This is a genomic window from Aliivibrio sp. 1S128 (assembly GCF_001691065.1).
In the GTDB taxonomy this organism is placed as follows: Bacteria; Pseudomonadota; Gammaproteobacteria; order Enterobacterales; family Vibrionaceae; genus Aliivibrio.
Map to the genome: position 1 here is coordinate 1 of NZ_MAJV01000109.1, position 12,676 is coordinate 12,676.

General features: G+C 39.3%; 11 protein-coding genes. 9 read left to right on the forward strand and 2 right to left on the reverse strand.

Going from position 1 to position 12,676, the window contains the following annotated elements; genetic code table 11:
- Positions 1–875: 875 nt before the first annotated feature.
- A complete protein-coding gene (locus tag A6E03_RS15010) occupies positions 876–2,021 on the reverse strand; it encodes a Na/Pi symporter (RefSeq protein ID WP_065594265.1) in 1,146 nt (381 codons plus the stop codon).
- Positions 2,022–2,430: 409 nt separating this feature from the next.
- Between A6E03_RS15010 and nhaR the strand changes: the two genes are divergently transcribed.
- Both nhaR and A6E03_RS15020 read left to right on the forward strand, forming a co-directional pair.
- Positions 2,431–3,330 carry a transcriptional activator NhaR gene (nhaR, locus tag A6E03_RS15015; protein WP_065594266.1) on the forward strand — a complete coding sequence of 300 codons (900 nt, stop codon included), beginning with the start codon at positions 2,431–2,433 and terminating at the stop codon, positions 3,328–3,330.
- 48 nt (positions 3,331–3,378) lie between these two features.
- Positions 3,379–3,675, forward strand: coding sequence for a helix-turn-helix transcriptional regulator (locus A6E03_RS15020; RefSeq protein ID WP_065594267.1), 297 nt, complete (start codon positions 3,379–3,381; stop codon positions 3,673–3,675).
- Between the two features lie 112 nt (positions 3,676–3,787).
- Here the strand turns inward: A6E03_RS15020 and rpsT are convergent, their stop codons facing one another.
- Complete coding sequence (gene rpsT / locus A6E03_RS15025; protein ID WP_065594268.1) at positions 3,788–4,048, reverse strand: 30S ribosomal protein S20; 261 nt, start codon at positions 4,046–4,048, stop codon at positions 3,788–3,790.
- A gap of 221 nt (positions 4,049–4,269) precedes the next feature.
- On the opposite strand from rpsT, the gene murJ reads away from it, so the two are divergent.
- From murJ to dapB, 7 genes are all read left to right on the forward strand, one after another.
- Positions 4,270–5,829 (forward strand): murein biosynthesis integral membrane protein MurJ, encoded by a 1,560-nt coding sequence (murJ, locus tag A6E03_RS15030; protein ID WP_065601187.1) that lies wholly within the window; start codon positions 4,270–4,272, stop codon positions 5,827–5,829.
- Positions 5,830–5,919: 90 nt separating this feature from the next.
- Positions 5,920–6,852, forward strand: coding sequence for a bifunctional riboflavin kinase/FAD synthetase (ribF, locus tag A6E03_RS15035; RefSeq protein WP_065601188.1), 933 nt, complete (start codon positions 5,920–5,922; stop codon positions 6,850–6,852).
- 36 nt (positions 6,853–6,888) lie between these two features.
- Positions 6,889–9,753, forward strand: coding sequence for an isoleucine--tRNA ligase (gene ileS / locus A6E03_RS15040; RefSeq protein ID WP_065601189.1), 2,865 nt, complete (start codon positions 6,889–6,891; stop codon positions 9,751–9,753).
- A complete protein-coding gene (lspA, locus tag A6E03_RS15045; RefSeq protein WP_065594272.1) occupies positions 9,753–10,268 on the forward strand; it encodes a signal peptidase II in 516 nt (171 codons plus the stop codon). Before ileS ends, lspA begins: the two co-directional genes overlap by 1 nt.
- Positions 10,269–10,364: 96 nt before the next feature.
- The gene (gene fkpB, locus A6E03_RS15050) at positions 10,365–10,796 is read left to right on the forward strand and encodes an FKBP-type peptidyl-prolyl cis-trans isomerase (RefSeq protein WP_065601190.1); all 432 of its coding nucleotides are present in this window, start codon (positions 10,365–10,367) and stop codon (positions 10,794–10,796) included.
- A gap of 24 nt (positions 10,797–10,820) precedes the next feature.
- Positions 10,821–11,765 (forward strand): 4-hydroxy-3-methylbut-2-enyl diphosphate reductase, encoded by a 945-nt coding sequence (gene ispH, locus A6E03_RS15055; protein ID WP_065594274.1) that lies wholly within the window; start codon positions 10,821–10,823, stop codon positions 11,763–11,765.
- 70 nt (positions 11,766–11,835) lie between these two features.
- On the forward strand, positions 11,836–12,645 hold the full coding sequence (gene dapB / locus A6E03_RS15060; protein WP_065601191.1) for a 4-hydroxy-tetrahydrodipicolinate reductase: 810 nt from the start codon (positions 11,836–11,838) through the stop codon (positions 12,643–12,645).
- Positions 12,646–12,676 lie beyond the last annotated feature (31 nt).

Below are 12,676 nucleotides of genomic sequence, written 5' to 3' on the forward strand. Positions count from 1 at the left end.
CTTAGCGGCCAGTCACGCCGGGGGACGTGTCGCTTTCAAGGTTAATAGAAGTCCCGTTAACGTAGCCACTATTTTAAAAAGCCCTAATCGAAAGATTAGGGCTTTTTTACGTCTGTCTAAAAGTAAAATGATGCTAAATAGACACTGCGGAGTGGTAGTTCAGTTGGTTAGGCTTTTTATTGGAGAGCTTAGCGGCCAGTCACTCCAGGGGCGTGTCGCTTTCAAGGTTAATAGAAAGTCCCGTTAACGTAGCCACTATTTTAAAAAGCCCTAATCGAAAGATTAGGTTTTTTTACGCCTGTCTAAAAGTAAAATGATGCTGAATAGACACTACGGAGTGGTAGTTCAGTTGGTTAGGCTTTTTATTGGAGAGCTTAGCAGCGTCCTGCCGGGGGATGTGTCGCTCTTAATGTTGCTAGGGTAATCTAAGTACGCCTTAGGTGTTAGAAGGCTTAGTTAAGCAAACTTTAGTTTCTTAATATACTTTCCTTACTTTAAGAAAAGGAATACTCAATCAATTACAACGATTCTAAAGTGATACTTAAATTATAGAAATTTATGTTGTATACATCCTTAAAAGTATTGAATTAAAGGGTGTTGATTTATTTTTAAACCACAAAGATTAGCTTGTAATGAGCTTTGGGATTAAATAAGGGATCGGACTTTAGCTGTAACATCACAGCAAGATGAATATATTTGTTGATTTAGTTACATATGGAAGATGAGTTAGAGGTTGGGTCGGAACGTTGGTTTTCTCATCAGAATGAAGGTTATTCTGTTTTTGAAATTCAATATAAATATTTAAAATTGATGTACAAAAAAAGCCCCAGAGTAATGTTTTCTCTGGGGCTTTTTTGTATGTGCTTATTTTACGATTAAACAGTTAATGCCAACACGCTACCAGGGAGTATGATAAAGACAAAGCTTAAATATCCAGCCACTACACCTTTGTTACGGTTAGCCATCTCAGCTATCCATTCAGCGCCTTTTAGCGGTATCTCACGTAAGAAAGGAGTGCCGTAAATAACCAAGGTAGCAATAACATTAAAGCATAGGTGAACTAATGCAATTTGTAGAGCAAAGACAGCGTATTCGCCAGATACCGCTGTTGCTGCAAGTAAGGCTGTAACACATGTACCAATGTTTGCACCAAGAGTAAAAGGATATACATCGCGAACTTTAAGAACCCCTGTACCTACAAGTGGAACCATTAAGCTAGTTGTTGTTGAAGATGATTGAACAAGAACGGTTACGACTGTACCTGATGCAATACCGTGTAGCGGTCCGCGGCCAATTGCGCTTTTAAGTATGTCACGAGCACGGCCAACCATTAAGCTCTTCATTAACTTACCCATTAATGTAATAGCAAGGACCAGAATAACAATGCCTAAAGCAATCATCATTAGGCCACCAGTCATGCTGCCAAAGTTAGATAGAGGCTCTTTGATTGCACTGATAACAGGTTTGGTTATTGGTTTTATGAAATCAAAGCCTTTAATGCTCATGTCACCAGCATTCATTAATGGAGATACTAACCATGCTGATAGTTTTTGGAAAATGCCAAACATCATCTCTAATGGTAGGAAGATAGCTACCGCAAGAAGGTTAAAGAAATCATGAACGGTTGCACAAGCAAATGCTCGTCTAAATTCAGTCTTACAACGAGCGTGACCAAGACTTACAAGCGTATTGGTTACTGTAGTACCAATGTTTGCACCCATAACCATAGGAATTGCGGTTTCTACCGGTAAACCACCAGCCACTAATCCAACAATAATAGAGGTTACTGTAGAAGATGATTGAATTAATGCTGTTGCAACTAGGCCGATCATTAAGCCTGCAACTGGATGAGAAGCGAATTCAAAAAGAACTTTAGCTTCTTCACCAACAGACCATTTAAAGCCTGTGCCAACCATAGCTACAGCTAAAAGAAGAAGGTAAAGCATAAATGCTAAGTTTGCCCAACGCAGCATGCGCGAGGTATTGCTCATTGTTGCTGCAGAAATTGATTGGGTATTCATAGTAAAGCTCCGTACCGAGATAATATGTGTCGGTTTATTTAATCTGAAGCGATAGTAGATAAGGAATATTTCAGAAATATTACAGTGAGAGTTAAAACTGTAATAAATTCGTCATATTTACTTTTTGCGTTTTTTTATGTAATAAGTTGCATTCTAATTTATTGTTTTATAATGTTTTTTATTCTTTATTTGAAAGGGGAATATAAAAACTTTTTTTAAACTTTTTTGTTCTATATTGCGGATTAATGACATTAGTAATAATTTTAATTCGGAAAATTCGACATATAATCAAGTTTTCCAAGGTTTTTACGAAATGTTTGTTATTAGTGTAATAAATGACGTATCTTCTTTTTTGTATATTGAACATATGACTGTTCATGTAATAAACAGCTGAATTCTAAGGAGTGTTATGTCTCATTTAAACTATAACCATTTGTACTATTTTTGGATGGTGTGCAAACAAGGTTCTGTTACTAAGGGAGCAGAAGCATTATTCCTTACGCCTCAAACGGTGACAGGACAAATAAAGGCATTAGAAGAACGAGTAAATGGTAAGTTGACTAAACGTAATGGACGAAATGTAGAGCCAACAGAATTAGGTCAACTAATTTATAAATACGCCGATCGTATGTTTGGTTTAAGTTATGAGATGTTGGATATCGTAAATTATAGCCAGCAATCTAATGTGTTATTTGATGTTGGTGTTGCAGATGCTCTTTCTAAGCGATTAGTCAGTAAGGTTCTTTCGACTACGATCCCTGAAGATGCCTCAATTCATCTCCGCTGCTTTGAATCAACGCATGAGTTGCTACTTGAACAATTATCACAACATAAATTAGATATGATTTTATCAGACTGCCCTGTTGATTCTGGTCAGAATTCTGGTCTTTTCAGTAGAAAGTTAGGTGAATGCGGTATGAGCTTCTTCTATTCTAAAGAAATGACAGATATTCAGTTTCCTGAAATATTAGAGAAGAAAAAAGTACTCATTCCAGGCAGTAGAACATCAATGGGTAGAAAAGTAATTCAATGGTGTGATCAGCAAGGTATTACACCTAATATTTTAGGTGAGTTTGATGACGTTGCTTTAATGAAGGCTTTTGCTCGTGAAAATGATTCAGTGTTTTTGGCCCCGACTATATATATGAATGAGATAGATTCAGATCTTTCTTTACATAGGATTGCAGATGTTAAAGATTTAAAAGAAGAATATTACGTTATTTTTGCAGAACGGATGATCCAACACCCAGCGGTAAAAAGTATCTGTGCTGCTGACTTTTCAAATTTATTTGATTTTGATTTGCAATAGTGAGGTAGAATCAACTAAATTAGCACTGGCTAAATTAGAGGTTTTGTTATGAATTTACAAATGATGGAAGAAAACGCCCCTCAAGCGGTGGCATTATTAAAAGCGATGGCGAATGAACGTCGTTTATTTATTTTATGTTTATTGCTTGAAGGTGAGTTATCTGTAGGACAGATCGCACAAAAACTAGAACTGAGTCAATCCGCTTTATCCCAGCATCTTGGGTGGCTGCGTAAAGATGAGTTAGTTTCAACGAGAAAAGAATCTCAGACGGTGTTTTATTCATTAAATAGCGATGACGTAAAATCAGTTATCCAATTATTACATAATTTATATTGTTCGAAATAAATTGCCAATGAGGGCTGGGGATATTCTCTTTTTGTGTATTCTCAAATTACAGGCATAAAAAAACCGACCTAAGTCGGTTTTTTCTTATTTCTAACTGAGAATCAAATTTCTATTAAAGAGCTTTGATTGCTGCAGTGAAACGCGCTTTATGACGTGCAGCTTTATTCTTATGAATAAGGCCTTTAGTCGCCATGCGGTCTAGAAGTGGAGTTGCAATTGCTAGTGCAGCAGCTGCAGCTTCTTTATCACCAGCTTCAATAGCTGCGATAGTTTTTTTCATGTAAGTGCGCATCATTGAACGACGGCTAGCGTTGTGCTGGCGACGTCTTTCAGCTTGAGTTGCGCGCTTCTTAGCAGATTTACTATTTGCCAAGGGTCTAACTCCCAAAAACGTAGTTCGGTGACAATTTAAGGTCGGGAAATATGCACCCATTGAGCTTAAATGTCAAATGATTTGTGTAAAAACCAAGCTGTCTCAAACAAAAGTTTGATGAGAATGGCAAAACACGGTTAAGATGGCGTGCATTCTAACAGCATTTTTTCCAGTTAGTAAGCTCTTTATCGCCATCATTGGCATCTTTGTGAGGTTTTTTTGTGAGTAAACGACTTTTACGTTCTGGCTTAATCGTCAGTATCATGACTTTAGTGTCCAGAGTACTTGGTTTGGTCCGTGATGTAGTAGTAGCAAATTTAATGGGAGCCGGCGCATCAGCCGATGTTTTCTTCTTTGCTAATAAAATCCCCAACTTCCTGCGACGTTTATTTGCTGAAGGGGCTTTTTCACAAGCATTTGTCCCTGTATTGACTGAATATCATGCGAGTGGGGACGATAATAAGACAAGAGAATTAATAGCGAAAGCGTCGGGAACGCTTGGTGTCCTAGTGACCATTGTGACTTTTTTCGGAATTTTAGGCTCTGGTGTAGTCACGGCATTGTTTGGTGCCGGCTGGTTTATGGATTGGTTGAATGATGGGCCTAATGCGCCTAAATTTGAATTGGCTAGTTTCTTATTAAAAATAACCTTCCCCTATCTCTGGTTTATTACCTTTGTTGCTCTCTCTGGTGCAATTTTAAATACGTTAGGGAAATTTGCTGTTTCCTCTTTTACGCCTGTTTTTTTAAATATCGCTATTATTGCCTGTGCTTATTTTATTTCTCCAAATTTAGAACAGCCTGAAATTGGCTTAGCGATAGGTGTTTTCCTTGGTGGTTTAATTCAATTTCTATTTCAGCTTCCATTTCTCTATAAAGCGAAAATGTTAGTTCGTCCACAGTGGGGATGGCATGATCCTGGTGTTGTGAAAATTAGAACCTTAATGATCCCTGCATTATTTGGGGTATCGGTAAGTCAAATTAACTTATTATTTGATACTTTTATCGCGAGTTTCTTAGCTACGGGATCTATTAGTTGGCTTTACTATTCGGATCGTTTATTAGAGTTTCCATTGGGGTTATTTGGGATTGCGATTGCTACTGTGATCCTACCGGCACTCTCTCGTCAGCATGTTGATGCAAAAGGGGCTGGGTTCTCTAATACGATGGATTGGGGCGTCAGAATGGTTATTTTACTTGGGATCCCTGCAATGTTAGGTTTAATGGTATTAGCAAAACCCATGCTAATGGTACTGTTCATGCGTGGTGAATTTTCGCCAAATGATGTCCATAACGCCTCATTGTCTTTACTTGCTTATGCGTCAGGTTTATTAAACTTTATGCTAATTAAGGTATTAGCTCCTGGTTACTACGCAAGACAAGATACGAAAACTCCGGTTCGTTATGGCATTATAGCGATGGTTACGAATATGTTTTTTAATGCTATTTTTGCCTATTTCTATGGGTATGTCGGTCTAGCGATGGCAACGGCATTGTCTGCATTCGTGAATATGGCATTATTATATCGCGGATTACATTTAGCGAATGTTTATAAACTATCGAAAGACACCATTATATTTATTGTGAAACTGGTTTTATCTGGTGCCATTATGGTTGGTGTTTTATTGTGGTTAATGCCAGCAATGAGCGTATGGCTTGAGTGGGATCTAGCAAAAAGAATGATCATGTTATTAAGCTTTATTGCTCTAGGTGCGATAAGTTATTTAATTCCTGCTGTGATATTGGGTTTGCGCCCACGTCAATTACGAGTTAATGCATAATCTTGTTATTCACTGAGTTGAGTGGTTTGGCTAGTAAGATTAGTATATAATTCGTCAGTTTTTTTGAGCAAATAAATTGATATTGAGATAATGGAATTAATCCGAGGCATTCATAATATTACGTCAAACCATCAAGGTTGCGTAATGACTATTGGTAATTTTGATGGTGTTCACTTAGGACATCAACAAGTATTACAACAAGTTAAGGTTAAAGCTAAGCAATTAGGTTTGCCTTCTGTTGTAATGACATTTGATCCTCAGCCAATGGAATTTTTTGCTAAAGAAAAAGCGCCAGCTCGACTGACTCGTTTACGAGATAAATTTGTTCAGCTTAATAAGTTGGACATAGATCGCCTGCTTTGTATTAATTTTAATCATAAATTTGCACAGCAAACGGCAGATGAATTTGTTGAACACTTGTTGGTTAAGCTATTGGGTGTTAAGTTTCTGGTTATTGGTGATGATTTTTGTTTTGGAAAACATCGCTTAGGCAATTTCGATATGCTACAAAAAGCAGGTAAGAAATACGGCTTTGAAGTAGTGAATACAAAAAGTTTTTGTATTGAGAAACAGAGAGTCAGCAGTACTGCAATTCGTAATGCGCTTGCTGAAAACAGATTAAAAAATGTCGCCACAATGTTGGGGCGTAATTACAGTATTACAGGTCGTGTATCACATGGTCGAAAATTAGGGAGAACAATTGGTTTCCCTACGGCTAATATCCCATTAAAGCGTTGTGTTTCTCCGGTGTCTGGCGTTTATGTTGTTCAAGCCAAAGACAGCAATGGTAAGCAATTAGGTGGAGTGGCCAATATTGGTCATCGCCCAACGGTAGATGGCGTTCGTCAACAACTTGAAGTTCACTTCTTTGACTATAAAGGTAATTTATATGGTCAACAATTGGATGTAGAGCTACTTTGTAAGTTGCGTAGCGAGCACAAATTTGAGTCATTTGACGCATTAAAACAACAAATAGAATTAGATTCTCAGGCAGCGCGGGTGTGGCTGTCTGAAAACAAATAACATTTCATTTCGCCCAAGTAACGGAATTAAGAATCGATGAGTGACTATAAAGAAACCTTGAACCTGCCTGAAACAGGATTCCCAATGCGTGGTAACTTGGCTAATCGTGAGCCAGAAATGCTGAAGCGTTGGTATGATGAAGATCTTTACGGTGAAATCCGTAAAGCAAAAAAAGGTAAGAAATCGTTCGTATTACACGACGGTCCTCCTTATGCAAATGGTGACATCCATATTGGTCACGCATTAAACAAGATTCTTAAAGACATTATTATTAAGTCAAAGACACTTTCTGGCTTTGATGCACCGTACATTCCTGGTTGGGACTGTCACGGTCTACCAATTGAATTAATGGTAGAAAAGAAAAAAGGCAAACCTGGCCAAAAAATCTCTGCGGCTGAATTCCGTGAAGAATGTCGTAAATACGCGGCGGTTCAAGTTGAAGGCCAAAAAGAAAGCTTTAAGCGTTTAGGCATCATGGGCGAGTGGGAAAAACCATACCGCACTATGGATTTTGGTACTGAAGCAAACATTATCCGTTCATTAGGTAAAATTGCAGACCAAGGTCACCTACTTAAAGGTTTTAAACCGGTTCACTGGTGTACGGATTGTGGTTCAGCACTTGCTGAAGCAGAAGTAGAATACCAAGATAAATTCTCTCCATCTATTGATGTGCGTTTTATTGCAGCAGACGAAACTGCAACATTAGCTAAATTCAGTACGCCTGAAGGCCATCAAGGTGAAGGTGAAGTGTCTGTTGTTATCTGGACAACGACGCCTTGGACTCTTCCTGCTAACCGTGCGGTAGCATTGCATGCTGATCTTGAATACGTATTAGTTCAAGTTGAAGCACATGGCGAGCAAAAAGCAGAACGTTTAATTCTTGCATCTGAACTAGCAAAATCTGTAATGGATCGCGCTGGTATCGAACATTTCCATAACTTAGGTTTTGCGAAAGGGTCTGATTTAGAGCTTCTTCAATTTAACCATCCATTCTATGGTTTTACGGTTCCTGCTATTTTAGGTGAACACGTAACGGTTGATTCAGGTACGGGTATCGTTCATACGGCACCAGGCCACGGTCAAGAAGATTTCGTTGTTGGTAAAAAATACGATTTAGAAATCGCAAACCCAGTTGGTTCAAATGGTGTATACCTTCCTGATACTGAACTGTTTGCTGGTCAACACGTATTTAAAGCGAACGATTCAGTACTTGACGTATTGAAAGAAAAAGGTGCATTACTGCATCATCACGCGTTTGAGCACAGCTACCCACATTGTTGGAGACACAAAACGCCAATCATCTTCCGTGCAACACCGCAATGGTTCATCTCAATGGATCAAGCGGGTCTTCGTGCAAAAGCATTAGAAGAAGTGAAGAGTGTAGAGTGGATGCCTGAGTGGGGTCAAAACCGCATCGAAGGTATGATCGAAGGACGCCCAGAGTGGTGTATCTCTCGTCAACGTACTTGGGGTGTGCCAATTGCTTTATTCGTTCATAAAGAAACGTCTGAACTGCACCCTAATTCACTAGAGCTAATTGAAAAAGTAGCTAAGCTAGTTGAAGAGAAAGGCATTCAAGCGTGGTGGGATCTTGATGCTGCTGATCTTATGGGCGAAGAAGACGCGACTAAATACGAAAAAGTATTAGATACATTAGATGTATGGTTCGATTCAGGTGTTACTCACTTCTCTGTTGTTGACTCACGTGAAGAGTATGACTTCCCAGAAGAAAAAGAAGAAAGAACACACAGTGCTGACCTTTACTTAGAAGGTTCAGATCAACACCGTGGTTGGTTCCAATCATCACTGATCTCTTCTGTTGCAATGAAAGGTAAAGCTCCTTACCGCCAAGTACTAACACACGGTTTCGTGGTAGATGGTAATGGCCGTAAGATGTCTAAATCTATCGGTAACGTAGTTGCACCAAAAGATGTAACGAACAAGCTAGGCGCAGATATTCTTCGTCTATGGGTTGCTTCAACGGATTACACTAACGAAGTTGCGGTTTCTGATGAAATCCTAAAACGTTCAGCTGATGCATACCGTCGTATTCGTAACACAGCACGTTTCTTCTTAGCTAACTTAAACGGTTTTAATCCAGAAACGGACATCGTTCCTGCTGAAGAAATGGTTGCGCTGGATCGCTGGGCTGTTGGCCGTGCATTTGCTGCACAAGAAGAGATCATTAAGTCTTTTGATGAATATAATATTCATGAAGTTACTCAGCGTTTGATGCACTTCTGTTCAATTGAAATGGGTTCTTTCTACCTAGATGTAATTAAAGATCGCCAATACACAGCGAAGCAAAGTGGTCACGCTCAACGTAGCTGTCAAACTGCGCTTTACTACATTGTAGAAGCTCTTGTTCGTTGGATGGCACCAATCATGTCGTTCACTGCAGATGAAATCTGGAACGAAATGCCTGGTGAGCGCGAGAAATTCGTATTCACAGGTGAGTGGTACCAAGGTCTATTTGATCTTGCTGAAGGTGAAGAGTTCAATAATGAATTCTGGACTGAAATCCAATCAGTTCGTGCATCAGTAAACAAACTTCTAGAAATGGCACGTAGTGAGAAAGTTATCGGTGGTTCACTTCAAGCTGAAGTAACGTTATACGCAGATGATGCACTTGCTGCACAAATTAATAAACTTGAAGATGAATTACGTTTTGTTCTTCTAACATCAAGCGCAACAGTGAAACCGTTAAGCGAAAAACCAGAATCAGCAAAAGCTACAGAACTTGCTGGTCTGTTTGTTGATGTTGCAGCTTCTGAAGCGGCGAAGTGTGAGCGTTGTTGGCACCATGTTGCTGATGTAGGTACTATCGAAGGCCACGAAGAAGTATGTGGTCGTTGTGTATCTAACGTGAGCGGCGAAGGCGAAGAGCGTAAATTTGCATAATGACTAGCGATAATAAGACATTACCGCTGCTTAAAGAATCTGGACTTCGCTGGCTATGGCTAGCGGGGATCATCTTTATGGCAGACATTAGCATCAAGTTATTTGTGATGAAAGAGATGAGTTATGGTTGGGCAAACCGCATTGAGGTATTGCCATTCTTTAACTTTCTTTATGTTCACAACTATGGCGCTGCATTTAGTTTTTTAAGTGATCAAGCAGGTTGGCAACGTTGGTTCTTTACCGGTATTGCTATCGCTGTGTGTGGGTTGTTAGGATATTGGATGCGTAAAGCGCCTCAAACTGACAAACTAAACAACATGGCTTATGCACTGATCATTGGTGGTGCAATCGGTAATGTGTTTGATCGCTTAGTTCATGGGTTTGTAGTGGATTATCTTGATTTCTATTGGGGTAATTATCACTGGCCGGCTTTCAATTTAGCGGATGCTGCCATTTGTATTGGTGCGGGATTGATCATCTTGGATGGTTTCCGTTCTAATAAAAAAGAACAGTAAGCAAAAAGCAAAATAAATTAGCGCTGCCCGTGAATTCGAGGTGGCGTTTTTTTTAAATTCGATATTAAAAAAATTAGTATTATCTAAGGAAAGAAGATGTCTAAAATCGAAAATAACAGTGAAGTAACCCTACATTTTACCATTAAGTTAAAAGATGGTTCGGTGGCTGATAGCACTCATACTTCAGGTAAAGCAGCAAAATTTACTATGGGTGATGGTAGCCTTAGTGAAAACTTTGAAAAATGCTTATTGGGTTTAGAGTCTGAACAATCAAAAAGTATTGAGTTGAATGCAGTGGATGCATTTGGTTTACCAAACCCTGATAATATTCATCATATGGATCGTAATCGCTTCGTGGGTGATGCCGTTGCTGAAATTGGTACTATCATGGCGTTTAGTGGACCTGATGGTATGGATATCCCAGGTATTATTACAGAGATCGCTGGTGATTCAGTGACGGTTGATTTTAATCACCCATTAGCCGGTCAAGATGTTATCTTTGACGTAGAAATTGTAGCGGTTGGTTAAACCAACACTAAATAGAGATAAAAAATGAAAATAGTATTAGCGAACCCTCGTGGATTTTGTGCCGGTGTTGATCGTGCCATTAGCATTGTTGAACGAGCTCTTGAATTGTATGAAGCCCCTATTTATGTTCGCCATGAAGTGGTGCATAACCGTTTTGTTGTTGAGGGTTTAAAGCAGCGCGGTGCTATTTTTGTTGAAGAGTTAAGTGAAGTTCCTGACGATAATATCGTGATATTCTCAGCTCACGGAGTATCTCAAGCAGTACGTCTAGAGGCAAAAGAACGCGCATTAACCGTATTTGATGCCACTTGCCCATTAGTTACTAAAGTTCACATGGAAGTTGCTCGTGCAAGTAAGAAAAATATCGAAGTGGTATTGATCGGTCATGCAGGCCATCCAGAAGTTGAAGGGACAATGGGGCAATATGCAAGTGACGCTGGGGGGATGTATTTAGTTGAAACCCCTGCTGATGTTGAGAAACTAGCGGTTCGTGATTCAAGCAATTTGCATTATGTCAGTCAAACGACCTTATCGGTTGATGAAACCGCAGATGTTATTGACGAATTGCGCCGAGTATTCCCAGAGATCCAAGGGCCGCGTAAAGATGATATTTGCTATGCGACGCAAAATCGTCAAGATGCGGTGCGAGATATGGCAAGCCAAGTTGATGTGATGATAGTGGTTGGTTCTAAAAATTCATCTAACTCAAATAGACTTCGTGAATTATCAGAAAAATTAGGCACAACAAGTTACCTAATTGATTGCCCTGAAGAGTTAAAAGAAGAGTGGTTATCAAACCAAGCTAAAGTAGGTGTCACTGCTGGTGCTTCTGCACCAGAAGAGTTGGTAAATCAAATTATTGAGCAGGTTAAAGCTTTTGGTGGCACGACAGTTGATGAATTGTCTGGCCGTGAAGAAAACATGTTCTTTGAAGTTCCTAAAGAGTTACAAATTAAAACAGTGTCTTAAATCTTCACATAGCCGAAGTAAAAAAATTAAGATAGAGTGCAAGGATACGCATTTAAAGGAGTGATTTAATATGGTAAGAGTAGCAATTGCTGGCGCAGCAGGAAGAATGGGCCGTAATTTAATTAAAGCGGTAAATGGCTCTCAGTTTGCGGTACTAGCCGCGGCAAGTGAGCATCCTGAATCAAGCTTAATTGGTGTTGATGTTGGCGAGATGGCTGGTTTAGGTAAGTCTGGTATCTTAATTGTAGATGACCTAGCTAAAGCCGTTGATGACTTTGATGTCATTATCGATTTTACTCTTCCTATTTCGACGCTTAAAAATGTTGAACTTTGCCAAGAACATAAGAAAGCGATTGTTATTGGTACTACTGGGTTTAGTGAGCCTGGCAAAGAGTTAATTGATCAAGCTGCGAAATGTATCCCTATCGTGATGGCTCCAAATTACAGTGTTGGCGTAAACGTAGTATTTAAATTACTAGAGAAAGCGGCAAAAGTGATGGGTGATTATTGTGATATTGAAATCATAGAAGCCCACCATCGTTATAAAGTCGATGCGCCTTCAGGCACTGCCATTGGGATGGGAGAAGCGATTGCAGGAGCTATGGGGAATAAATTAGATGATGTTGCCGTATATGCTCGAGAAGGCATTACTGGTGAAAGAACTAAGGATGAGATTGGATTCGCAACCATTCGTGCTGGAGACATTGTTGGTGAACATACTGCAATGTTTGCTGATATTGGTGAACGTGTCGAAATCACCCATAAAGCAACCGATCGAATGACGTTTGCAAATGGAGCGGTGAGGGCTTCTCATTGGCTACATCAAAAGTCCCCTGGATTTTATACCATGAATGATGTTTTAGAATTAGATAAGCTTTAATTTTTTAATTAAGCCCGAATCATTATTGATT